This is a genomic window from Streptomyces sp. NPDC007808 (assembly GCF_042868655.1).
GTDB lineage: Bacteria > Actinomycetota > Actinomycetes > Streptomycetales > Streptomycetaceae > Streptomyces.
Window position 1 is genome coordinate 1,342,163 of the sequence record NZ_JBIAEQ010000001.1, and the last position, 23,887, is coordinate 1,366,049.

General features: G+C 69.2%; 18 protein-coding genes and 5 pseudogenes. 12 read left to right on the top strand and 11 right to left on the bottom strand.

Annotation, left to right across the window (positions count from 1 at the left end):
- Positions 1–132: 132 nt before the first annotated feature.
- The 7 genes from ACFYNL_RS05775 to ACFYNL_RS05805 all read right to left on the bottom strand — a co-directional run bounded on the left by ACFYNL_RS05775 (position 133) and on the right by ACFYNL_RS05805 (position 9,465).
- Complete coding sequence (locus ACFYNL_RS05775) at positions 133–2,127, bottom strand: acetoacetate--CoA ligase (RefSeq protein WP_388796928.1); 1,995 nt, start codon at positions 2,125–2,127, stop codon at positions 133–135.
- Positions 2,128–2,164: 37 nt separating this feature from the next.
- A complete protein-coding gene (locus ACFYNL_RS05780) occupies positions 2,165–2,767 on the bottom strand; it encodes an RBBP9/YdeN family alpha/beta hydrolase (RefSeq protein WP_388796931.1) in 603 nt (200 codons plus the stop codon).
- Entirely contained in the window at positions 2,764–4,233 is a 1,470-nt protein-coding gene (locus ACFYNL_RS05785; protein WP_388796934.1) for an MFS transporter, read from the bottom strand. Before ACFYNL_RS05785 ends, ACFYNL_RS05780 begins: the two co-directional genes overlap by 4 nt.
- A gap of 32 nt (positions 4,234–4,265) precedes the next feature.
- Positions 4,266–5,180, bottom strand: coding sequence for a TauD/TfdA dioxygenase family protein (locus tag ACFYNL_RS05790; protein WP_388796938.1), 915 nt, complete (start codon positions 5,178–5,180; stop codon positions 4,266–4,268).
- A gap of 60 nt (positions 5,181–5,240) precedes the next feature.
- Positions 5,241–6,215: a quinone oxidoreductase family protein gene (locus tag ACFYNL_RS05795; RefSeq protein ID WP_388796941.1), complete on the bottom strand. Its 975-nt coding sequence runs from the start codon at positions 6,213–6,215 to the stop codon at positions 5,241–5,243.
- Positions 6,216–6,407: 192 nt separating this feature from the next.
- Complete coding sequence (locus ACFYNL_RS05800) at positions 6,408–7,616, bottom strand: 3-keto-5-aminohexanoate cleavage protein (RefSeq protein ID WP_388796944.1); 1,209 nt, start codon at positions 7,614–7,616, stop codon at positions 6,408–6,410.
- 595 nt (positions 7,617–8,211) lie between these two features.
- Positions 8,212–9,465, bottom strand: a complete 1,254-nt coding sequence (locus ACFYNL_RS05805) for a hypothetical protein (RefSeq protein ID WP_388796947.1) — start codon at positions 9,463–9,465, stop codon at positions 8,212–8,214.
- 473 nt (positions 9,466–9,938) lie between these two features.
- Here ACFYNL_RS05805 and ACFYNL_RS05810 point away from each other — a divergent pair, with 473 nt between their 5' ends.
- Together ACFYNL_RS05810 and ACFYNL_RS05815 are read left to right on the top strand one after the other, a co-directional pair.
- Complete coding sequence (locus ACFYNL_RS05810) at positions 9,939–10,124, top strand: hypothetical protein (protein WP_388796950.1); 186 nt, start codon at positions 9,939–9,941, stop codon at positions 10,122–10,124.
- A pseudogene (locus ACFYNL_RS05815) lies at positions 10,084–10,611 on the top strand (RNA polymerase sigma factor); the annotation flags it as partial. The gene ACFYNL_RS05810 and the pseudogene ACFYNL_RS05815, both read left to right, overlap by 41 nt.
- A 138-nt stretch (positions 10,612–10,749) precedes the next feature.
- On the opposite strand, the pseudogene ACFYNL_RS05820 reads toward ACFYNL_RS05815, so the two are convergent.
- A pseudogene (locus ACFYNL_RS05820) lies at positions 10,750–11,707 on the bottom strand (IS481 family transposase).
- A 322-nt stretch (positions 11,708–12,029) separates the two neighbouring features.
- On the opposite strand from ACFYNL_RS05820, the pseudogene ACFYNL_RS05825 reads away from it, so the two are divergent.
- Both ACFYNL_RS05825 and ACFYNL_RS05830 read left to right on the top strand, forming a co-directional pair.
- Positions 12,030–12,661, top strand: a pseudogene (locus ACFYNL_RS05825) (transposase family protein); the annotation flags it as partial.
- A 92-nt stretch (positions 12,662–12,753) separates the two neighbouring features.
- Positions 12,754–13,095 carry a hypothetical protein gene (locus tag ACFYNL_RS05830; protein ID WP_388796953.1) on the top strand — a complete coding sequence of 114 codons (342 nt, stop codon included), beginning with the start codon at positions 12,754–12,756 and terminating at the stop codon, positions 13,093–13,095.
- Between the two features lie 7 nt (positions 13,096–13,102).
- Here the strand turns inward: ACFYNL_RS05830 and ACFYNL_RS05835 are convergent.
- Both ACFYNL_RS05835 and ACFYNL_RS05840 read right to left on the bottom strand, forming a co-directional pair.
- Positions 13,103–13,198, bottom strand: a pseudogene (locus ACFYNL_RS05835) (IS5/IS1182 family transposase); the annotation flags it as partial.
- 18 nt (positions 13,199–13,216) lie between these two features.
- Positions 13,217–13,357 (bottom strand): annotated as a pseudogene (locus ACFYNL_RS05840) (IS5/IS1182 family transposase); the annotation flags it as partial.
- A 584-nt stretch (positions 13,358–13,941) separates the two neighbouring features.
- On the opposite strand from ACFYNL_RS05840, the gene ACFYNL_RS05845 reads away from it, so the two are divergent.
- Positions 13,942–15,786, top strand: a complete 1,845-nt coding sequence (locus ACFYNL_RS05845; protein ID WP_388796956.1) for an RICIN domain-containing protein — start codon at positions 13,942–13,944, stop codon at positions 15,784–15,786.
- A 106-nt stretch (positions 15,787–15,892) separates the two neighbouring features.
- Positions 15,893–16,234 (top strand): hypothetical protein, encoded by a 342-nt coding sequence (locus tag ACFYNL_RS05850; protein ID WP_388796959.1) that lies wholly within the window; start codon positions 15,893–15,895, stop codon positions 16,232–16,234.
- 747 nt (positions 16,235–16,981) lie between these two features.
- On the opposite strand, the gene ACFYNL_RS05855 is transcribed toward ACFYNL_RS05850, so the two are convergent.
- A complete protein-coding gene (locus ACFYNL_RS05855) occupies positions 16,982–17,749 on the bottom strand; it encodes a BTAD domain-containing putative transcriptional regulator (protein ID WP_388796962.1) in 768 nt (255 codons plus the stop codon).
- Positions 17,750–17,909: 160 nt separating this feature from the next.
- Between ACFYNL_RS05855 and ACFYNL_RS05860 the strand changes: the two genes are divergently transcribed.
- The 6 genes from ACFYNL_RS05860 (at position 17,910) to ACFYNL_RS05885 (ending at position 23,857) form a co-directional block, all read left to right on the top strand.
- A complete protein-coding gene (locus ACFYNL_RS05860; RefSeq protein WP_388796965.1) occupies positions 17,910–18,539 on the top strand; it encodes a hypothetical protein in 630 nt (209 codons plus the stop codon).
- The gene (locus tag ACFYNL_RS05865) at positions 18,536–18,850 is read left to right on the top strand and encodes a hypothetical protein (protein WP_388796969.1); all 315 of its coding nucleotides are present in this window, start codon (positions 18,536–18,538) and stop codon (positions 18,848–18,850) included. The genes ACFYNL_RS05860 and ACFYNL_RS05865 overlap by 4 nt, the downstream gene beginning before the upstream one ends.
- A gap of 3 nt (positions 18,851–18,853) precedes the next feature.
- Entirely contained in the window at positions 18,854–19,996 is a 1,143-nt protein-coding gene (locus tag ACFYNL_RS05870; protein ID WP_388796972.1) for a hypothetical protein, read from the top strand.
- A 42-nt stretch (positions 19,997–20,038) separates the two neighbouring features.
- Positions 20,039–20,536, top strand: coding sequence for a phage baseplate assembly protein V (locus ACFYNL_RS05875; protein ID WP_388796975.1), 498 nt, complete (start codon positions 20,039–20,041; stop codon positions 20,534–20,536).
- A 316-nt stretch (positions 20,537–20,852) separates the two neighbouring features.
- Positions 20,853–21,230, top strand: a complete 378-nt coding sequence (locus tag ACFYNL_RS05880; RefSeq protein ID WP_388796978.1) for a GPW/gp25 family protein — start codon at positions 20,853–20,855, stop codon at positions 21,228–21,230.
- The gene (locus ACFYNL_RS05885; RefSeq protein WP_388796980.1) at positions 21,227–23,857 is read left to right on the top strand and encodes a hypothetical protein; all 2,631 of its coding nucleotides are present in this window, start codon (positions 21,227–21,229) and stop codon (positions 23,855–23,857) included. Before ACFYNL_RS05880 ends, ACFYNL_RS05885 begins: the two co-directional genes overlap by 4 nt.
- Positions 23,858–23,887 lie beyond the last annotated feature (30 nt).

Below are 23,887 nucleotides of genomic sequence, written 5' to 3' on the forward strand. Positions count from 1 at the left end.
GGATCCACGGATTCCCGGGGTGCCGACTGTCGAGCCCGAGCGCACCTCCTGACCATCACCCGGCGACCACGAAGACGCCTCGGCCCATGGGTGTGGGCCGAGGCGTCTTCTCCGTCCGCGGGAGGGCGCGGCTCACCCGCCCGTCGCGGAACGGCCCGCGAACTCCGCGAACCAGGCCAGCATCTCGGGATGGGTGACGGCGCCCGCGCTGCTCACCTCGTCGACGCGGGCGCCCTGGAGGATGCGCTTGACGGGCACCTCCAGCTTCTTCCCGGTCAGGGTGCGGGGCACGGCGGCGATCGGCAGGATGACGTCGGGCACGTGGCGGGGGGACAGCCGGCGCCGGACGGCGGCCGCGATGCGCTCGCGCACTGCGTCGTCCAGGTCGGTCCCCTGGGCCGGGACCACGAACAGGGGCATGAAGTAGCCGCCGTCCGGGCGTTCCACGCCGACGACGAGGCTGTCGGCGACCTCGGGAAGCTGTTCGACGACCGCGTAGAGGTCGGCGGAGCCCATGCGCACGCCCATGCGGTTGAGCGTGGAGTCCGACCGGCCGGAGACGACGACCGACAGGTCGTGATGGACGGTGACCCAGTCGCCGTGCCGCCAGACACCGGGATACGTGTCGAAGTAGCTGTCGCGGTAGCGCGCCCCGTCGGGGTCGCCGACGAAGTGGAGCGGCATGGACGGCAGGGGCGAGGTCAGCACCATCTCGCCCTGCTCCTCGGTCAGCGGCCGCCCCGCGGGGTCCCAGGCGGCCAGCGCGACGCCGAGCGCGGGGCACTGGATACGGCCCACTCGCACGGGCAGCAGCGGGGAGCCGCCCGCCAGCACGGAGCACACGTCGGTCCCGCCGCAGACCGACTGGAGCCAGACACCGGGCGCGAGCCGGTCGTGTACCCAGCGCCAGGTGCCGGGCGGCAGCGACGAGCCGGTCTGGAGGATCGAGCGCAGTGCCCCGAGACCGAGTTCGGCCGTCGGGTCCCCGCCCGCCTTCTCCCCGGCGGCGAGGTAGGCGGCCCCCACCCCGACCATCGTGGCGCCGGTCCGCTCGGCGACCCGCCAGGCGCCGTGGACGTCGGGGAACGTGGGGCTGCCGTCGTAGAGGACGACGGTGCTGCCGTGCAGCAGTCCGCCTACCAGGAAGTTCCAGACCATCCAGCTGGTGGACGTGACGAACAGATAGCGGTCCTCGGCGCGCAGGTCGGCGCCGAGCCCGAGGGCCTTCAGCAGTTCCACGACGATGCCGCCGTGTCCCTGGACGATCCCCTTGGGCACCCCGGTGGTCCCCGACGACCACAGGATCCACAGGGGGTGGTCGAAGGGCACGTCGGCGAACTCCAGGGGCCCCTCCGCGGCCGGCAGCGCGGACCAGGAGTGCTGCCGTACGTCGGCCCGTGGTGCCCAGGGCTCGTCCGGCGCGGGGAAGAGGTGGCCGACCGCGAGCACGTGCCGTACGGAGGGCAGCCCCTCGACGAGCTCGGCGACCACGGGGCGTTTGTCGTATTGCTTGCCGCCGTGGCGGTAGCCGTCCGCCGCCACCAGGACGGTCGGGCGTGCCTGCCGCAGTCGGGCGAGGACGCTGGGCGTGCCGAAGTCCGGGGAGCACACCGTCCACACCGCGCCGAGGGAGGCCGTGGCCAGCAGCGCGACGACGGTCTGCGGCAGGTTGGGAAGCCAGCCCGCCACGCAGTCGCCGGGCCCCACACCCATCCGGCGCAGTGCCGCGGCGACGTCCGCGACCTGCTGGCGCAGCTCCTCCCAGGAGGTCTCCACGGGGGCCCTGCCCTCGTCCACGAAGACCAGGGCAGGGCGGTCGGGGGTGGCGTGCGCGAGGCACCGTTCGGCGAAGTTCAGCCGGGCGCCGGTGAACCACCTGGCGCCCGGCATGGAGGCGTCCGCCAGCACCTCGTCGTAGCCGGACACGGCGTCCAGGCCGTAGAACTCCCATACGGCGGACCAGAAGCCGGGCAGGTCGGTGGAGCTCCACCGCCAGAGCTCGGCGTAGTCGCGGAAGTGCAGCTCCCGGTGGGTGCCGAGCCACCGCAGGAAGGACGCGACGTTGGAGTCCCGCGTCTCGCGGAGACCGGGCGACCAGAGGAGATCGGGGTCGGTGTCGGTGTTCATCGATGCCTTTCCGGGAGGCGCCGGCCGGGGCGGTGTCTCAGCCGTGCTCGGGGGCGGGGTCGGGGGCGGGGTCGAGTTCGCGGAGCAGTTCCTCCGCCTCCGGCCACGGGCCGTAGCCGGAGGCGGGGTTGAGGTGCCCCACGGCTCCCAGCTCCACGAACCCGCTCTTCCAGGCGAGGGCCAGCGCACGGACGCGGTCCAGGCCGCCCAGCGGGTCGTCGGAACTGGCCGCCACGATGCTGGGGAAGGGCAGCGCCGACCGGGGGACGGGCGTCCAGCCGTTCTCGGCCAGCACGTCGGGGGCCGGGTAGCCCTCGGGCAGCGGGGTGTCGAAGTCCGGCGGGGTGACCAGCAGTGCGCCCCGGACGTCGGCCCGGTGCTCCTGGGCCCAGTGCACGGTGGTGATCACGCCGGCGCTGTGGGCGATCAGGACGACGGGTCCCGCGAGCCGCGAGACCACTTCGTCCAGTGCGGCCACGCGGGCCTTGCGGCTGAGTCCGTCATGTGTCAGCGGCGGCACCGTGCGGACGGTGCGGCCCGCCTCGGCCAGCCGGCCGGCGAGCAGGGTCTGCCAGTGCCCGTCCACGTGGTCGCGCAGGCCCGGGACGATCACGATCGCCGGGGTCGCGGTGCGGGTCATGAGGACACCTCCGTTCGCGTCCGCTCCGGGCCGGCCGGCCCGGACAGTTCGGTGATGCGGAGCAGATCCCGCTCGTAGTGGTGCCGGCCGACCACGAAGGCGACGGTGGCGCCGAGCGCGACGAGCGGGACGAGCCGGAGGGCGTCGAGCAGGCTCGTCCGGTCGGCGAGCATGCCCGTGACCGCGGGGCCGGGAGCCAGGCCGAGCAGGCTGTTGGCCAGGGTGAGGGTGGCGAATGCCGTGGCGGCGATGGTCGCCGGGGTCAGGTTGGCCACCATGGCGGCGGCCGGGCCGGCCGTGCCGGCCGACAGCATCGCTCCCGCCGCCAGCGTCATGATCTGGAGTGGGCCGGTGGGGAGATGGAAGGCGGTCAGCAGCAGGACCAGTGAGCCGAGGCTGCAGAAGATCGCGACGGACCACTTCCTGATCGGCCGCGCCTTGCTGATCCGGTCCGAGACGATCCCGCCGCCGATCATCCCCACGCCGATGATCAGGGCGAAGACCCCGGCGGCGGCCCCGGCCTGCGCCGTGGGCAGGTGGTAGTAGCGGTCGAAGTAGCTGGGCAGCCAGGCGATGAGGGCGCCCGCGATGAACAGCTGGAGTCCGCTGCCGACGTACGCGCCGATCACCGAGGCGGAGGAGAACAGCCGCGGCAGGAGGGCCCGCAGATGCTCGCGCGGGGCGGTGGCCGCGTCCTCGCCGGTGTCCGCCTTCGGCCGGGCGCCGGAGGCCGCACCGGCGTCCGCCGCGTTCCTCGTGTCCGGGTCGGTGTCCGCCGCGTTCCTCGCATCCGCGTCCGTCTCCGCCGCGTTCGTGCCCGCGTCCGTCTCCGCCCGCGGCCGCAGCCGCTTCTCGGTGACCACGACGCCGTAGCACGCGGCGAGCACCAGCCCGAAGACGCCCATCACGCCGAACGCCCAGCGCCAGCCGAACGCCTCGGCCACCGCGCCGCCGATCGCGACGCCGAGGACGGAGCCGAAGGCGCCGCCCGCGATGAAGGCGCCGGAGAGCGTGGCCCTCAGTACGGGCGGGAAGACGCTCAGGACCACCGCGATCCCGACGCTGCCGTAGGCTGCCTCACCGATGCCGACGAAGAGCCGTCCGATCATCATCTCGCCGTAGCCCGCGGACACCGCGCACCCCAATGTCGCCAGGCTCCACACGGTGGCGGCGATCAGCAGGCTCCGCACCCTGCCCCAGCGGTCCGCCAGCAGGGACAGCGGGAAGGCCAGCACGCCGACCGTCAGCGCCACGACCCCGCTGAGCGAGCCCAGTTCGGCGTCGGACAGCAGCCATTCGGCCTTCAGCATGGGAAAGACGGCGTTGAGGACCTGCCGTGACATGTAGTCGGACAGCAGCAGGCCGAAACTCAGGGCGAAAACGACCCAGGCATAGCGCCGGGACACCGGCCAGACGGACGGGGACGTCGTCTCCGGCGGGGACTGCTCAGTGGTGGGAAACGCCATTGTCATCACCTCGCGAGCTTCTGAAGGAAAGGTCAGAACGGTCTGTCGCCCGTGATCCCGGCGCGCTCCATCTTGCGGACGGCGGGCCAGTAGTCCTGGACGGCGTAGTGCTGGGTGGAGCGGTTGTCCCAGATGGCCACGCTGTTCGGCTGCCAGCGCCAGCGCACCTGGTACTCCGGGACCGCGGCCTGGCTGAGCAGGTAGTTGAGCAGCAGGTGCGCGCCGGGGGCGTAGTCCTGCCCGAAGCGGACGTTCCCGGGCGTGTGGAAGTTGACGAAGTGCGTGGTGAAGCTGTTGACGAAGAGGATCTGCTCCCCGGTCTCGGGGTGCGTGCGCACCACCGGGTGTTCCGCGTCCGGGAAGCGGGCCTTCAGCTCGTGGCGCTTCTCCTGCGGCATGACGGCGCCGAAGGACGCCTCGATGCTGTGCCGGGCGCGCAGGCCCTGGATCTGGGTCTTGACGTGGTCCGGCAGCCGGCGGTACGCCTCGACCATGTTGACCCAGATGGTGTCCCCGCCGACCGGGGGCGACTCCACACAGCGCAGCACGGCTCCCATGGCGGGCGCCTCACGCCAGGTCCCGTCGGTGTGGAGGGCGTTCTCGTAGTGCTCGGCGGGGGAGTCGAGGTCCTTGTAGATGCGGACCAGGCCGGGGTGGTCGGGGTCGCTGCCGGCCACCGGGTGGTCCTCCAGCGCGCCGAACCGCTCGGCGAACGCGACGTGTTCGGCGCGGGTGATGTCCTGGTCGCGCAGGAACAGGACCTTGTACTGGAGGAGCAGGGCCTTGATCTCGGCGAACAGGTCCTCGTCGCGCGCGGCGTCGCCGAGGTGCACGCCGGACAGTTCGGCGCCGATGGTGCAGGTCAGCGGCTCGACCTTGATCGAGCCGAGGGAGTGGGCGCGCACCGTTGCGGGTGCGCTCTCCACCGGGGCAAGGGTCTTCTCCACGGGACTTCCTCCTGGTGAGGGACGTGAACGGGAGTCAGGTGATCTGCGCGAAGGGCGTGTTCAGAGGACGAAGACGGACGACCCCGTGGTCCGCCCCGCCTCCAGGTCGCGGTGCGCCCGGGCGGCGTCCTCCAGCGCGTAGCGCTGGTTGACCTCGACGGTGATCCGTCCGGAGGCGACATGGCCGAAGAGCTCGCCGGCCAGCTCGGCCCGTTCGGCGGGGTCCGCGATGTAGTCGGCGAGGGCGGGCCGGGTCACGAACAGCGAGCCCTTGACCGCCAGTTGCATGGCGTCGATGGGCGGCACCGGCCCGGAGGCGGTGCCGAAGCACACCAGCAGGCCGCGCCGCCGCAGCGAGGCGAGGGAGCCGGCGAACGTCGTGGCGCCGACGCTGTCGAAGACGACCGGCACCCCGACGCCGTCGGTCAGTTCGCGCACCCGCTGGGCGACGTCCTCGCGCCGGTAGTGGACGACGTGGTCGCAGCCGTGGGCGCGGGCCAGCTCGCCCTTGGCCTCGGTGGAGACCGTGCCGATCACGGTCAGCCCCAGCAGTTTCGCCCACTGGCAGAGGATGAGGCCGACACCGCCCGCCGCCGCGGTGAGCAGGATCGTGTCGCCGGCCTTCAGGGGGTGGATCCTGCGCAGCAGGTAGGCGGAGGTGAGGCCGCGCATGGTCATCGCGGCGGCCGTCTCGAAGCCGATCGCGTCCGGCAGCCTGATCAGGGAGTCGGCCGGCATCACCCGCTCCGTGCTGTACGCGCCCAGCGGGCTGCCGGTGTACGTCACCCGGTCGCCCTCGGCGACGTGCGTCACCCCCTCGCCCACGGCCTCCACCACACCGGCGGCCTCGACACCGAGCCCGGCGGGCAGCGGCGCCGGGTACAGGCCGGTACGGAAGTAGGTGTCGGCGAAGTTGAGTCCGACGGCCGCGTGCCGGATCCGCGCCTCGCCCGGGCCGGGGTCGCCGACGACGACCTCTTCCCAGTTCAGGACGTCGGGACCGCCGGTCTCCTGGAAGCGAATGGCGTGTGCCACGGGGTTGCTCCGTTGTTCGTCGCGGACGCCTGCCGGGTGTGCGGGGCACGGCGGCCGCGGGGAGTGGGATGGGAGGAGGGGGCCGCCGGAGTTAGGGGATTGCTCCGGCGGCCCTGGGGCCGCGCGCGCCGAGCGGAGCGCTGCGCGGTGGTCCGGTGGGGTGGTGGCGTGCCCGGAGGCGAAGGGACGCGATCAGACGTCGCGGAGCATGAAACCGCGCTGTCCGGGACGGCGGTTCGGCACCATGCCGAGCCGGGCCAGGGTCTCGTCGGCGTCCGCGTAGTACTCCCCGAGCCGGTAGATCTTCTTGGCTTCGGCGCCGGTGGCAATGTCACGGCCCAGCGCCTCGGAGATCTGGACCATCTGCTCGATCTGCTCGACGGTGGTCATGCGCTCGCCCTTGCGGCGCCACAGGTTGTCCTCGTTGCCCACGCGCACATGGACGCCGAGCGCGATGCCGATCGCGTTCATCGGCGCCACGGCCCGCATGGAGCTCTCGATGGTGAGGACGGCGCCGTCCGGGGTGCGGCGGACGAACTCGATCAGGTCCGCGGGGTGCCGGCCGGCGAAGCCGCCGCCGATGGCGACGTAGTTGAGGATCAGCGGACCGGTGTGGACGCCGGACCGGATCAGCCGCTCCACGGTCTCCAGCTGGGCCAGCGTGGCGAGCTGGAAGTGCGGCTGGATGCCGCTGGCGTGCAGGCGCTTCAGGTGCTCCAGGTAGAAGTCCGGGCCAGCCTCGACCACCATGTCCCGATAGGCCTTGTAGTACTCCGGCTTGGCGATCGAGGTGCCCTCGAGGTCGTCGTCGTTCATGATCTCGACGATGTTCATCTGGCTGGTGTTGATCGCGATCGTCACCTGGTCCGGCGCCGGTGTGAGGTCGGCCAGCAGGTGACGGGTGTCGTAGCTGAGCCACTTGGCCTCGCTGCCCTCGTCCTCGGGGGCGAACGAGATCGAACCGCCGATCTGGAGGACCATGTCCGGCACGGCCTCGCGCAGCCGTCCCAGCAGCTCGTTGAACATGGACATCCGCTTGGAGCCCTTGCCGTCGAGCTCGCGTACGTGGATGTGCAGCACGGTCGCGCCGGCGTTGTAGCAGTCGACGGCCGCCTGTACGTGCTCGTCCATGGTGAGGGGGAGGTCGTCGGCGTCACCGGGCAGCCACTCCGGCCCGTAGGGAGCGGCCTGGATCACCAGCTTTTCCTGGTTCTCGGGGAAGAGTGAGTCGTCGTGGAAGTGCACGGTCCGTACTCCTGTCGGATCGGTGGTCACCCACCTCGCGGGCGACCCGCGCGAGGTGTGCGCGGGCAGCGACTCGGGGCTAGGGGTCGATGCGGGGCCGAGGACGCGGGCCGTGGTGAGCCGGTCGTGACCGGCCCGTGCGAAGGGGACGTGCACGGGGGAGTGGTGTGGCCCCTCCGGTGGCCGGCCGCGTCTCTGCGGTGGTGCCACGGTAGGGCTGGACGGCCGGGACCGCTTGACCGAAGGAGACACGAGACTTGTCATTTGGGGACACCGGACAGGCGTCACCGGACAGCGGACACCTGTCGGCGGTGACCGGCGTTCCGGAAGCGGCCGGACGTACCGGCAAGCCCCGTCGGCCATGCGGTGCGCACTGCGGGTGATGCCGCAGTCTGGGCCTGACCAGCTGTGCTACGAACACCGCCGGCACGGACGTCGCCCATGGGACGGTCCGCTGCAGGTGTGCGACCGGTCGACCTGCGGCCGCTGCCTACCACTGAAGGCCGCTGCGGCAGTTGCTGCGGCGCGCGCTCACGATCCCGCCGCAGCAAGACCATCGCTGCTGGCCGGGATCAGCAGTCAACCCTCAGTCAGTCGAACAGGGCGTGGTCGGTGTACTTCGCCGCCAGGGGGTCGTCCCGAACCGAGCACACCGGCAGGGGTCGGACTAACCACCCACCGATCGGTTTTGTGGTAGACGCAGCGAAGGTCTGGATGTGCGAAGGAATCGCCCCATCCGTTCCCCGTGGTCTCAGAATCTGTGCGGCCAAAAGAACGAGCCAGGGATACGAACGGCGGGCGGCCGCCGTGGGGTGACGACGCCGATGGCGTCTTCGGCGGCCCGCAAGGCCTGTTCGTGGCTCCCGCTGCCGAGGTGGTGAGCAGCGCAGTTCTTGCAGTCGCCGGTCCGGGCGTGCGCACGGGGGCTGCCGCTGAGACCGCGTACATGGGCGAAGGCGTGCTCGGGGAAGTCGGCCCGCACCGTGTGCCAGGTGCCGGGTCGCTCTTCCTCGGTGAGGCCCGCGACTACCTCTGGGTGCATCGGCGCGTACACCTGGCCGTCGTACTCGCGGAGCATGAAGACGCGGTCGACGTAGTCGACGGTATCCCCCTTCGGCTGCTCTGCATCTAGCCAGGCCAGGGCGTCACTACGGCTTCCGGGCCCCCACAGGTACTCGGTGGGGAACTGCGTTGTCTCGAACCGGGCGTCGAACGCCGACCAGTGCGCGTCCTCGTACCGGCTTCCGGGGCGGGAAACGCTGCGGATCAGGATGTAGCGGTATCCGTCGGCATCGGTATCCTGCCGCAGGGCATCGGCGTGGGCCATGTGGACGCTTCCCTCGTCGTTCCAGGCCATGACGACAATGTCGCGTTCCACTGGGGCGGGGTACAGGCGCCCGCCAGGCGTCGGGTGTCCCCACAGCTGATTGATGAGCTCTGCCAGGTCGTGCAGGGTCCGGGCCGTCTCCACGGGCGTCGTGCGGCGGTAACCGGTCGGGTGGGCCACGGCATCGCGCAGCTTCGACATCGCGTGCTCGATGCCACGCGTGCGCTGACCACGCAGCAGACCGGCCGCTCGCGCCCAGGTCCGCAGCCCGGCCAGCATGCCGTTGAAGTCGATCAGGGTGCTGTCGACCTTCAACCGCCACTGCGGCGCCGGCTGCTGCCGCGGGCTCCGCCGGCTCTTCCTGCCCACCTTCTTCACCGCGGCGAACACATCGTCGTAAGTGCGCACGTCCTCGATGAGTGGAGACTCCAGACCGCTGGCGTCCTCGAACGTGACCGACCCGGCGCACCACTGGACGAACCGCTCGCGCAGCGCCTGCTCCATCACCAGCAAGGCGCGGTCGTCGACCACGGTGAAGACGTCATAGTCGAGCAGGCCAAGGGCGAAGAGCCGCTGAAGCCGTTCGAACTCTCGGCGCGTTCCGTCCGCCACGTCCGGAGCGAGCACGCAGTCCGCGACCAGCCGTTGCAGAAACTCGGCTGCCCTCTCGGTCGGCATCGCACCGCCCAGCCCGAACGGAGTGAAGACGAGCGCTGTCCTGTCCGGTGACCGCAGCTCCTCCAGCGAGCGGATCTCTGACACGGGTACGACCTCCTGAGTGAGCAACTCACCAGAGTGCATCAGGCGTTCATCCTGTGCCACTGCTTTGCTGATGCCGGACGAGGGACCCGATGCACAAGCCGCCTACCCCCTGCGGTGTCCGCCTGTGCGCTCGCTGCATGGTCGGGATGACGGCGTCATGCAGTTGCCGGGGGAGCGATCTGAAAGGTGATCCAACTCATCGAGGAGGAGAAGGGCCGCCGACGAAGGTCTTCTACCTGCGGTCTTGCGGTCCCGGGCTGGTGAAGATCCCCTGTTGACTTCACCGCATTCCCTCGAGAGACGCCCCTGTACGGAAGCGCCGCGCCGGTCCCTGAAGTGCCGGCCCCGCCTGGGGTGCTGAGGAGCCGCATACTGGAGGAGGTTACTCAGTGGAGTTCGTCGCTATTGCGCTGTTCGTTGCTGCCGTGCTCGCACCCGGGATCCGATCCTTGCTGGACAGCATGGCCTACCGGCATCGGGCCCGGGGGAAGGCCGAAATCATCCGCGCCAAGGGTGAAGCGCGGGAAGTCGCAGGTGGCACGGTTGGGGAAAGCCGGGGGCGGAGCGGCGGCTGAGGCCCGAACGACCCAGCAGGTAAACGTCGCCACGCTAGATGCCGTCTACCGAGATCACCGGGACGAGATGACCGCAGTGGCAGCTCGTCTGCTGCACAGCCGGGCCGTCCCCGAGGCCATGATCGGCCGGGAGGACGTTGTACATCTGGCATTCGAGGGAGCGCTGCGTGCTCCAGAGAGGCTGCGCGAGCCCCGCGCCTACGTCTATACGGCGCTGCGTCGTGAGGTCGTCCACCAAACAGAGCGGCTGCACCGGACGCGGGAGCGGGAGGCTGAGCATCTGATGGATGAGCACTTCTCCGCGAGGCACTGCCAGGACATTGCCTACCTGGTCGCCGAAAACATGATCGTGTGGGACGCGCTGCGCGACGAGCTGCCGCTGCAGCAGCGCACCGCGCTCGTGGCCACCAAGATGTACGGCCTTACCCAGAGCGAGATGGCACAGACCGCGAATGTGCACTCCGGCACGGTCTCACGGTCGGTCAAGCGAGCAACCGCCCACCCGAAGCAAATCCTGGCGAAGCGGGTCGAGACGCATTGTGCGGATCACTTCGCCGCCTTCGCCACTTCGATCGCACCAGCCAAGGCTGCCTTCCGGCGCGATCCTCTCTTCGGCCGGTGGGCGCTAGCTGTATTGACCCGCAGGGTTGTTTACGCGGCTGATGGCCGGGTGGCCGCCGAGTGCGGTGTGGCAGCGGCGGTGGTTGTAGGTGAGGAGGAAGTCTGCCAGGGCTTCGGTGCGTTCGGTGTTGCTGGTGTAGGGCCGTTGGTGGGCCCATTCGTCGAGCAGGGTGCGGTTGAAGCGTTCGACTTTTGCCGTTGGTCTGCGGCCGGTAGATGCGGGTGAGCTTGCCGGTCGCGCCGAGGTCGGCCAGGGCTTGGCGCCACACGAAGCTTTTGCGGTAGGGCCAGGCGTTGTCGGTCAGGACCCGCTCGATGCGGTCGATGCCGTGTTCGGTGAAGAAGGCTGCGGCCCGGCGGAGGAAGGCTGCGCAGGTGGCGGCCTTCTCGTCCGGGTGGACTTCGCTGTAGGCGAGGCGGCTGTGGTCGTCGACGGCGGAGTGGAGGTAATCGAAGCCCGCGCGGTTGCGGGTGGCGCGGCCGGCCTGGCGGCCCAGGACCTTGTGGCCGCCGCCCTCGGGGATGCGGCCGAGTTTCTTGACGTCGACGTGGATCAGTTCACCGGGCCGGTTGCGTTCGTAGCGGCGGATGACCTGTCCGGTGGGCCGGTCCAGGTGGGCCAGGCGTTCAGGCCGTGCCGGGTGAGGATGCGGTGCACGGTCGAGGCGGGCAGGCCCAGGATCGGTCCCAGGCGAGCGGGCCCCGAGCTTGCGGCTCTGCCGCAGCCGGCAGCAACGGGCTTCGGTTGCGGCAGTGGTTCGGTGCGGGGTCGTGCGCGGGCGGCTGGAGCGGTCGAGGAGTCCGCTCTCGCCCTCGGATCGCCAGCGCCGGATCCACTTGTGGGCGGTGGGACGGGAGATGCCCATCTCCGCGGCGACGTGCGCGACGGGACGGCCGGTCCGGACGCGGTCGATGAGCAGTCGCCTGCCGTGAACGGTCAGCCGGGCATTACGGTGGGACACGGAGGCCTCCGTGCGGTGAAGACTCGACACCTCCACCACACACGGAGGCCTTCGCCATGATCAAGCCCGGCCAGCGTTAACAACGCTCGTGATCAATACAGCTAGGCCCTCGTCGTCGCTGTTGGGCGGCTGGCGGGATGCTGGTCGCGGGGCCGGTGTGAAGTTGTTCCACGGACAACGCCCCATTATCTGCGGGAGCTTGGTTCGTCACCTGCGGTGACGTTCTCCGGGCCGTACGTGAAGCGGCCCTGTTATCCGTGGCAAGGGGGAAGCAGTGCCAACCGTCGTGCAACTGCCGACCGGGAAAAAGTTGACCGTCCTCCGAGCGGCACTTGAGCCGCGTGTTGCTGGGGACGACGTACTGTGCACGTACCTCACACTGCGGCAAGCGGCGCCGCTGTTCGGGGTCTCCAAGCTTGCAGCCGACCGCATCCTCGATCACTTGGCGCGCCCCTGCTGGCCATCTCGTCGGCCCGCCGGCCACGCAAAGACACCGTCTACATCGTCGACGGCCCCTCGTGCCCACCTTGATCGCAGCGTGGCCACCTCCGGCAAGAACCAGCGTGTCTCTACGAACCTGCACGTGATCGACGCCAACAGCCGCCTGGTAGTGGCCATCGGCCTGCCACAGCCCGGCAGCCCGCAACGACTGCCTGGCGTTCGCGGAGTCCGGCTTCGACGTCGGCCTGCCGCGGCGCCGGACCGTCGCCGACGGCGGGTACCGAGGCACCGGCCAGCGCAATCCCGCACCGCAAGCGACGATGTCAGACGTACCTCACCCACACCAGGAAGCACAGCATGCCGTCCAGCGCCGGGCGCGAGCCCTGGTGGAACACGCTTTGTCGCGGTTGAAGGACTGGAAGATCCTGCGGGACTGCCGGCTCATGGGCAACGGCCTTCACCAGGCACGTGCTGGACATCGACCGGATCCACAATCTCGCCCTCACCGGATAACTCACACCCCATACGGGACTACCTCTAGGTCATCTGCCGCACCGACCTGCAGGTTGCGTCATACTCCACGAGTGACTGCGCCGATAGGTCCCGTGATCCTCTTCGATGACGATTACCACATGTACGTCCTCCAGGACCGGGCGTCCGCCGAGGCATGGTGGGAGATGCCGGACGAGTACGTCTGTGGGTTCGACGCCCTGGCCAGGCCGTTGCGCATGACGGGTGAGCCACATCGGGTCGCCCTCGAGCTCAGTGGTGATGAACCAGCCGAGGCAGACCTGCGCCGTCTTGTCGCCGACCATTACCAGCGGTTCCTGTATGGGCAGGTGCCGCCCCAGGCGTCCGATCTTTCGGAGTTCGTTGCGGGGCTGCCTGTCGAGGGCTCGTCACCCGAATCCGTTCGTCCGATAGCGCTCTGGCGAATCGGTAAGTGAGTCCGCGTTAGCAGATGAGGGTGCGAGCGATGCTGGTGAAGGCGAGGAAGTGATCGGCTTTGCGTTCGTAGCGTCGGTGGAGGCGCCGGCAGCCGACGAGCCAGGCGTCCGGCTTGCGTCACCTGTGTCCGCGGCGGGACCAGAACGACGGTATGCCCCTCACCAGCGGGACCACGGCCTGACTGTCGTGCGGGCTCGCCGCCGACGTTCCGCTGGAGACGGGCGGACCGGGCCGCTCCCTGATCAGATGGATCTTCGAGCCGTACTGTCGGCAGCACAGACCCGCGGGCCGGACGAGACCAGCCCTCGCAGGGTGCCTGCGACTCAGACGTCGGCCCACAGAACGTAGCCGCTCATGATCGCGCCTACGCAGAAGCTCGGATAGGCCACCTGGCGCCTGGCCGCCTCGCACTCACGCAGCGTACCGAAGGACGCGATGGGTGAGCACCCCGCCACTTGCTCACGGATACCGGCAGCTGTGTGGGTGGCAGAACCGGGGCAGCACTGTCAGCAGCATTCAACCGTTCAACAAAGCAGGTTCGTCTTGGCCGTTGGTGCTGCCAGGTCAGACCGCCGCAACCGATTCGCGCTGTTTCGAGGCATATGCCACCCTGATGGAGGCACGTTCCTTCATCTCCATCAAGACGTGCAGCCGGCGTGGACGCCCGACGGGCTCCCATGGGTCTGCAATCCCGGCGTCCTTCCTCAACGGTGCTGCCGGTCCTCTTCGTTCAGCGTTCGCCTATAAGGCGGCGGACGGGCTCATCTGGCTTGCGGGGGCTCTGGCGTGCCACTTCCGACCCCGGCTGCTTCAGCGCATACCCAGCCGCAGTACTGGAGGTCCACATGACCAGTCGCGACGACATCTATGTGGCGGAGAATCCGTCTACACGGCGGGAGCCCGCGCAGCCGACTCAAGGCCGTACGATTCATCGATTCGGGCGGCTCAACATCGTGGCCGAAGTCGATCACCAGGCTCCGGCTGCCGATTTGCCGTCGGCGTCAGACCTCGGGAAGACAGTGACCGACCTGGCGGAGATTGAGCAGGTCGGGCTGGCGGCACTGCAATTGCGCGAGTCGGACGACTTCCGTGCAGTCAAGAGTGCCCGTCCCCGGGCGGGCGAGCGGTGGGACATGCCTGGTTGCACCACCGTGGTTCCCACGCCTACGGCTGCCACCCATCCGGGAGCGGCCGCCTTTGCTCCACCGACGAGTGCTTACCTCGAAGGCAGCGTCGCGGTAGGCATCGTCATCGTAGAGGGGCCCACCGACGCTCTGCGATTCTCCGAGGCCGAGCGTACGAAGGTCGTCGCGGAGGTCCAGAGCGGGCTGGGGTGGCTGGCGAGCGTGAATCCCTCTGCCGGCGTCAGCTTCGCGTACGACATACAGCATGTCACGCTGGACGCTCAAGCAGACCCGGATGCTCCCGACCTGGAGGCACACTGGCGGGACCCTGCCATGTCTGCCCTCGGCTATGACGCCAACTGGAACGGGGTCCTGGCCTATGTCGAGGCCATACGGAGTCGGCTGGGGACCCGGTGGACGTACTGCGGCTTCTTCACCAAGTATCCCCTCCCGGCCCCATTCTTCGCATATGCGAGCATTGGCGGGCCGCGCCTCGTGATGCACTACGACAACGACGGGTGGGGACCCGACAACATCGACCGGGTGTTCGCCCACGAGACCGGGCACATCTTCGGTTGTCCCGACGAGTACGCGAGCAGCAACTGCAACTGCGGCGGGCGGTGGGGACGGTTCGGGGTCAACAACGGAAACTGTGCGAACTGCTCCTCCGGCGGCGGCACCGCGTGCATCATGAAGGCAAACGACTTCAGCTACTGCGAGTACACGGCGAGCCACCTCGGTTGGTCGGTCGTCACCCCGCTGTTTGCCAAGCACAGTGGCAAGGTGCTGGACGTGTCGGGGGTCTCGCCTGACAACGGTGCCCCGGTCATTCAGTGGGACTGGTGGGGCGGCGACAACCAACGTTGGCGGCTCGAGGCAGTGGGCGACGGCTATGTCCGGGCTGTGGCACAGCACAGTGGCAAGGTGCTGGACGTGTCGGGGATCTCGCCTGACAACGGTGCGCCGGTCATTCAGTGGGACTGGTGGGGTGGCGACAACCAGCGTTGGCGCTTTGAATCGGTCGCCGATGGTGTCCATCAGCTGACGGCCAAGCACAGTGGCAAGGTGCTGGACGTGTCGGGGATCTCGCCTGACAACGGTGCGCCGGTCATTCAGTGGGACTGGTGGGGCGGCGACAACCAGCGCTGGGAGTACCAGTTCCAGCCTCTCTTCGTCAAGCACAGCGGCAAAGCGCTGGACGTGTCGGATATTTCCCTCGACTTGGGCGCCCCTCTCATCCAGTGGGCCTGGTGGAGCGGCGACAACCAGCACTGGCGCCTGGAACCCGTGGGTGATGGCTATGTGCGCATCATCGCCAAGCACAGCGGCAAGGTCCTCGATATCGAAGGGGCTTCCCAGGACAATGGGGCCCGCGTGATCCAGTGGGACTGGTGGGGTGGCGACAATCAACGGTTCCGTGTGGAGTCCGTCGAGAACGGCTACGTCAAGTTGACGGCCAAACACAGCAACAAGGTGCTGGACGTCTTCGGCGCTTCAGGGGACGACGGCGCACCGATCATCCAGTGGGACTGGACGGGCGGCGACAATCAGCGCTGGCGCTGCTGACTGCGCCCAAACCGCTCTCTTACCTTTGCTCGCCGGGCTGGCAAAGGCCCGGCGAGTGATGGGTTCCGAAACCGTCCGAAAATGATCTCAGTGAAGCGCGGTGGACATGGACAGGGAGAAGCGTGAGGCACTCGTGCTGGTGGAGACCGGTGACTACGAGACTGCCCTCGTCGCGCTGCGTGCGCTCGCCAGGGTCACCCAGGTGATGCCGCCGCGGCTGGCTCTGGTTCTTGTCCCTCCGGGATCGCGCACCGAGGCTTCCGCCCTGCCCGGCACAGCATGGTTCGAGGAGGACCTACCACCTGAGGTCTACTCCGGCCTCTCACCGCAGGAACGGTTGTTCGTCGACGCCTGGGCGGCGCGCCGAATGCCGAAGGAGCGACCGGGTGACCAGCTGCCATGGGACGCCCCAGGACACATTCCTCCCGACTCGACTTCGGACGGTTGAGCCGGATCGACAGTGCCGCGATACCGGTAGGGCTGGGCAGGGTGGGTCCGCAGGTCGTGCAGGTATTGGTCCAGTACCTCAGCAGGTCCTGAGGAATGCCGAGGACTTGGTGGAGAGTCAGGCCGGCGTGGGGCCACGGTCTCAGCGACCGTCTCCCGGTGCACCACGTCCCCTCGGGGACTTCTGCCCTGCGACATCGGTCCGGCTCGTCCGTCCACTCACGCGACAGATACAACTGCCACTCCAACGCACACGAGGCCGGTGTCGATGGCGGCATGGACACTGACCGCGCCCTGGCAGTTCGCCCGTTTGCCGACCTTCCCCGCAGTACCGGCGGGCCACCCCGACCGAGCCACCCCCGGGGGAGCGGCACGTCGTCAGGGCCTGCTTGTTCCCGTCCGGTGGACGCTCGGCCATCGGCCGAATCGACTTGCGCCGGCCGTCGAGCATCAGGCCCCGTGGGCAGCGCTCGCCCCCACCGCTGCTGATCCCGCCGCGGAACGACCCGAACACATCAGCAACGACGTCCGCCAAGTAGCCTGGGAACCGGTTCACTTCCCCCCCGACCTCACGCCGGGAAGCGGCCACGAGCAGTCGAGAGCACCCACGTAACGAAGCACCAATAATCGGCCGTGGCTGCCGCTGCTGCATGCGACGGCCACCGATGCGTGGTTTTGGTCGGTTACACCCGTACAACTCTGGGGGGCCAGAGCAGGGTGCCGCCACAGCCGATGAAGGTCGGTCTTTTCAGCGTCGTGATCGCATGTAGGGAGAGTTCGAGAGCGCCGTAAGCAGGCGTCTGGTGTCGGCTGTGGGTGGCACCCCCAGTTCCCGTTCGAGCACCCTTCGGCAGGTCTCGTAGGCCGACTTGGCCTCGCTGACGTTGCCTTCGGCCAGGTGGATGCGGATGACCGAACGGTGGGCGCTTTCTCGCAGCATGTCGCAGCGGAGTGCGGCGAGCGCCAATTCCAGGGCCAAGCCGTATCGCCCCTCATCGGCCAGTCGAACGGCGAGTTCCTCCTGGCCGTGCAGGCGCAGTTGGCGCAGGCGCTCGCGTTCCTGAGCGAGCCATTCGTCGTCCCAGTCGGGTAGCAGGTCATCGTCGACGTCGGGAAAGGACTCGGCCAACAGACCCGATTCGCCTTCCCCTCGTATCGCGGTCTTCGCCGTCTCGACCAGGGAGCGGACATCGACCGCGACGGACGTGTCCAGGGCGATGGCCTTTCCGCTGCCGTTCAGCAGCCACGGAGCGGCGCTGTTGGTCCGCCAGATGGCGGTGCGAAGGCTTGCCAAGGCCCGTTTCTCCGTGTTCTCGGGCCAGAGCGTGCCGGCGAGCCGGCTCCGGGTCATGCGGCCGCGGAGAGCCAGCAGTGCCACCAGGCGTTGGGGACCTTCGGCCAGAAAGACTTCCGTGTCACCGGCCTGGAGCTGGAAGGAGCCCAGCAAGTGGACGGAGGCCGAGTTGTCGAAGTGCGGTGTCCGGGCTGCATGTCCAGCCGTGTCGCTCTGCCTCATCGCCCTCCCATCGAGCCTAGAAGGGAGTAACACAGAAAATAATCGTGCCTAATTGGATCAAAGCTGTCAAAAGCCGCAATCAGGGGTGAGCAGGTCCGTCGCTCGACGATGTGACGCAGTGGTGACGGACCGGTGATGCCGACGCTCTCATTCTTCGTACATGAAGAGCTTCTCGGGCAGCCCGCGGATCTTCCGGGGGGCCGTCGTGGCAGTGGACCCGACCGGCCCCTTCGGGCATCACATCGCCTTCCAGTACAACCCCGACCAAGTCACGCGCAAGCTTCAGCCACGCGGCCTCCCCGAGCCCCGCGCCGTGGCGCCGACGGACGCAGGACGGCTGTACGGCGCGCCGGTCGAGACGGTTTCCCTGACGATGGACATCGACGCCACCGATCAACTTGAGCAAGGGGACGCCATGGCCGCAACCACCGGCATCGCGCCCCAACTGGCCGCCCTGGAACTACTGCTGCACCCCAGGACCGCGGCGGTGGTCGAGAGGGCCGCTCTCCTTCTTGCGGGGACCATGGAGATCCTTCCGCCCGAGGCACCACTGACCCTGCTGATCTGGGGGCCCGGCCGGGCCGTACCCATCCGCATCGAAAGCCTCAGCGTCACCGAGCAGGCCTTCGACCCGCTGCTGTTCCCCACCCGGGCGACCGTGGAACTGTCCGCGCATGTGCTGTCGTACAACGATCTGCCGGTCGGCCACCCCGGATATGCCCTCTACCTCGTCCACCAGGTGATGAGAGAGACGATGGCCGCGGCCGCCGTCGGATCGGCGCAGACATGACCGTGCCGGTCGGGCGGAGCCGTTACGAGGGCATAGAGATCGTCACGTCCACCGTCCATGAGCCGAACGGCGACGTGCGCCAGGTCCGCCACCTGCGCAGGCGCCTGCCGCCCGAGCACGGCCCCGACCGGCCGCTCGCCGTCCACCGGATCAGCGCGGGTGACCGGCTGGACCTGGTGACGCATCGCCACCTCGGCGACGCGCTGGCCTTCTGGCAGGTGGCCGACGCGAACACGGCCCTCGACCCCGACGGTCTTCTCGCTCCCTGGGCCGAGGGCGGGTTCCTGGTGATCCCCGTACCGGGAGTGTGACGAATGCTGATGGCCCCTCTGCACCTCAGTGTCTTCGCAGGCACGACGCTGCCCGTGCCGCTCCCGCCCGATCTGACGGCGCGGCTCCGCTCCGTCAGGGTCCGGGAGACCGACTCGGATCGTTCCGTCTTCACGCTCGTGTTCGACGCCGGCCGCTCGGGTCCAACGGCCGCGGTGGACACTCCGGTGACACAGCGCTCAGTGATCGCGCCCTTCTCCCGGATCTGGGTCGTGGTGACGTTCGGTTCCCTGTCGCGCGTCCTGATGGACGGCATCGTCACCGCTGTCGAACTCACACCGGGAGACGCGGCCGGGCAGGCCACTCTCTCGGTCGCCGGCGAGGACGTGTCCTATCTGCTCGACCGCGAGGAGAGCGACGTCGAGCACTGTGCCCTCAACGCCTATCGGCAGGTGCTCAAGATCCTCGCGCCCTATGTCGCCAAGCGGATCGTTGAAGACGCCACCGAGCCGATCGCCTCGAGCACACCCTCGCCCGTCGACTGGATCCCGACGCAGCACGCGACCGACCTCCGCCACCTCACGGATCTGGCCAGGGCTCATGGGTTCGTCGCCTACGTACTGCCGGGCCCCAGCCTCGCCAGCAGCAGGTTCTACTGGGGTCCTCCGATACGGGGCGCCTCGCCGCAGCCTGCCCTCTCCGTGGATCTGGGCCCCGACACCAATGTCACCTCCATCCGGTTCCGCACCGACGCGCTCGCACCGCTTCTGGTCGAAGGCGACCTGGAGGATCCGACGACCGGTGTGGACATCCCCGTGACGACCGCCGGGAGCACCCGCATACCTCTGTCCGCTCAACCCCTGTGGGCCAGGCACTTCGGCGACATCCGGCGTCGACGGCGGGTCCGCGACAGCGGCATCGGCCCGGTCACCGCCTTCGCCCGGGCCCAGGCCGAGGTCGACCACAGCAGTGACGCCGTCGTCGCCGAGGGCGTGGCCGACGGGGGCCGATACGGCGAGGTGCTGCGCTCGCGCGCCCTGGTCGGTCTGAGGGGCGCCGGATGGTCGCACGACGGCCTGTGGTACGTCCGGCAGGTCGAGCACGAACTGGCCCCGGGCCAGTACACCCAGAAGTTCACCCTGGCACGCGACGGCCATGGGTCAACGACTCCGGTGGTACGGCCATGACCGCTCGACGACGCCCCGGCACGACAACGAAAGGGCTGTGAAGTGACTCGCTTCTTCGGAAAGTACCGCGGGCGCGTCACGAACAACGTCGATCCGCAACACCGCGGGCGGGTCCAGGTCAAGGTCCCCGCAGTGCTCGGAAAGGGCCGCCTGAGCTGGGCCGAACCGTGCGTGCCGTACGCGGGCAAAGGGGTCGGCTTCTTCGCCGTGCCGCCCGTCGATGCGCACGTGTGGGTGGAGTTCGAAGCAGGCGATCCCGACCACCCCGTACTCGCCGGTTGTTTCTGGGGCCTCGGTGAGGCTCCGGTCCCTGCGACGTCGCCCCTCGTCAAGGTGTGGAAAACGGACAGCGTCAAGATCACCTTCAGTGACGTACCGCAGAAGGGCGGCCTCACGATCGAGGTCGGCCCACCCGCCGCCTCGGTTCCGATGACTATCTCGTGCACCGCCACCGGAATCGAACTGTCGATGGGGAAATCCAGCGTGAAACTGAACGTCTCCTCGGTATCGGTCAACAACGGCGCCCTGGAGGTGACGTGATGCCCGGACTCCTCGCCCATCAGGGCGTGACGGCCCTGTGCGCGCACGCCGGCCAGGCGCGCCCCACCGCGCTCAACCCACGAGTGAAGGTGTCCCGACAACCCACGGTGTTGGCCGGTACGCCGTGGACCGTGGCCCTCTGCTCCCTGCCCCCAGCTGCGGGAGGACCCTGCACGGCCGCACAGTGGAAGGTAGGCACCACGCGCGTGACCTCGTTCGGGCAACCCCTGGTCCTCCAGGGAGGCACGGCACTGTGCACACCGACCGGGGTCCCCCTCACACTGACCGCCGTCCAACCGCGAGTACGGGGGACGTGATGATGCACCTGGGATTCCCCCTGCGCCTCGACGAACGGGGGCGGCTGGCCTTCGCCGACGACGAGGAGTACCTGCGTGGCCTGGTCGAGGCCGTCCTCCTCACGCGGCCCGGAGAGCGGGTCAACAGGCCCGATTTCGGCAGCGGTGTGGATCAACTGCTGTTCGCACCCGGCGGCGACGAACTCGCGCGCACCACCCAGGTCCTTGTCCAGGCCTCAGTCCAGCAGTGGTTGGGCGACCTGCTCAGCGTGGAAGAGGTGGCCGTCGAGGCCGTCGACACCGTTCTGACGGTCACGGTGGTGTATTCCCCGTTGCACCAGGGCGCCCCGACGGGAGAGCGACGGGTTCTGCGGATCAGCAGTGGAGGTGCCCGATGAGTCGGTCCACGGGTGCCTCCTCCGAGCCCGGCCACGAACCTGCGCTGAGCACGGGGGTGGACCGCGCCGCCCGCATCGCCCTGGTCCGCGGTGTGGCGGAGCCACGCTTGAACGGAATCGACTTCGTGGAGGTCCTGTCCAACCACATGGGCACGCCCGGACACGTCCAGGACACTCCTCAGCAGCGCACACTCGCTGTTCATCTGCTGCACGCTCCGGTGCCCCCCGAACTCGGCACAGGGGCCGGCGATCCAGCCGTCGTCATCATGGGCGGAGTCCGGCCCGATCCGCGGGTCAACCCGGTTCTGGTGGAGTGGGCCTATCCCGCGGTCGCCCTCGCCGGCGACACCATGCATTCCGCTGAAGCGGGGCTGCCCGGAGTGACGGACGGCGACCGAGCCCTCGTCGCGACCTCGGTCCCCGAGCCCGCCCGGGCCCGGGTACTGATCGTCCGCACTACCACGAGCGGTGACCGGTCGACGTACGTCCTGCGCCTACGCGGCCGACTGGGTGCCGCGGCCCCGCCGCACTTCGACGAGCCGCTGTCGCTGGCGCCGTTCGCTTTCGGAGTGGACTGCCCGAACGAACTCGACTGCCGGGAACAGCCTCTCGACGTCGACCGGTACCCGCCCTCTCCGGTCCTCGACTACCTCGCGCGGGACTACGAGGCACTGCGTGTGCGTCTGCTCGACCGGCTGGCGGTGCTTCTGCCCGACTGGACCGACCGGTCACCCGCCGACATCGGTATCACGCTGGTGGAGCTGTTCTCCTATCTCGGCGACCGCCTGGCCTACTGGCAGGATGCGATCGCGAACGAGGCCTACCTGGGTACCGCTCGGCGCCGCACGTCGGTCAGCAGGCACGCACGGCTCCTCGACTATCGGGTCCACGAGGGCTGTTCGGCCCGGGCCTGGCTGGCCTTCACCATCGAACGGGGACAGCCACCGAGGAAGCTGCCCCGCGGCACGCCGGTCGCGGACGTCCCGGCTGGCCAGGAGGCCGGCCCGGCGGGGACCAAGAACACCGTTCAGGAGGCGGTGCACAGCGGTGCCGTCGTCTTCGAGACCTGCGACCCGATCACCCTGGTCCCCAGCCGCAACCGTGTGAACCTACACGCCTGGGGCGACCCCGACCGGGTGCTTCCCGCCGGATCCACCTCGGCCTTTCTCGTCTCCGCCGAGCTGGACGACCCTCCAGAACTGCGAGCCGGTGAGGTCCTCGTCCTCGCGGAGACCGGCCTTTCGGGGGAGCCGGCCGACGGTGATCCGGGCCGACGCTTCGCGGTCCGCCTGATCCGGGACCCGGTCGAGCACACCGACCCTCTCTCCACCCCCTCCAAGGTGCTGGAAGTGCACTGGCACCGTGACGACGCGCTCCCCCTCTCACTCCGGGTCTCCCGGCGGGGCGCGGACGGTGCCGCCGAAGTGGCGGCGATGGCCTGGGCCAACGTCACCCTGGCCGATCATGGAGTGACCCTCTCCGACGAGACGCTCAACCCTCCCCGCGTGCCCCAAGGGTCCAGGTACCGGCCGCGATTGCCACGCACGGGCCTGGCCTGGGCAGAGCCCGTGTCCGCCACCCCGGCGGAACGGGCGGCCGACCCGTCCGGCTGGGAGAGTGCCGCGGCGGCACTGCGCCCGGACCCGTTGCGCGCCGTACCCCAGGTGGAACTCGACGACGGCGCACGCCGCTGGGAACCCCGTCTCGACCTGTTCGGCAGCAGTCGGGTGGCACCCCACCTGGTCGTTGAACAAGAACCGGACGGTGTGAGCGTGCTGCGCTTCGGCGACGGCACGACAGGACGTCGACCTGCTCCCGGCACCGTCTTCACCGCCCGCTATCGCCTCGGCGGAGGCACACGCGGCAATGTGGGCGGTGACAGCCTGCGCAGGTTTCTGTCGCATCCCGGTGCCACGGAACTGACGGGCGTCGCCGTCACCAACCCACTTGCCGCGTCGGGCGGCACGGCCCCCCAGCCCTTGGCTGAAGTCCGCGAACTGGCGCCGCAGACCCCGCGCAGCGGGCAACGTGCGGTCACTTCCGTCGACTACGCCCGGATCGCCATGCGCGACAGCGCGGTGCAGGGAGCGGTCGGCAGGCAGCGCTGGACCGGCTCGTGGTACGCCCAGGAAGTCGCACTCGATCCGGTCGCGGCACTGGCAGAGGATCCGGACGTCCCCCTCCTGCTGGCCAAGGCGCTGGAGACACGTCGCATGGCGGGGGTCGACGTCGAACTGGCGAGGGCCGTCGCGGTCCCCCTGGACATCCGCATGACCTGCTGTCTGGCCGCCGGGTACCTGCGGGGGCAGGTGGAGCGGCGACTGCGTGACGTGTTCTCCTCCCATGACCTCGCCGACGGCGGGCGGGGCTTCTTCCATCCCGACAATCTCGCGTTCGGTCGGCCGGTCTTTCTGAGCGATCTGCTGGGGCGGGCCATGTCGGTGCCTGGTGTCACCCTCGTCGAAGTGGACCGGTTCGCGCGCGTGGGCGCTCATCCCAACGAGACGGCCCAGGCATTGGCGCGAGGACGCCTGGAGGCGGCGGCGCGTGAGGTGTTCCGTTGCGACAGCGACCCCGACCGCCCTGAATCGGGCAAGGTGGACCTCGTTCTGCGGGGCGGAACATGACGCGCCCCGAGCGGGACGATTCCACGCCAC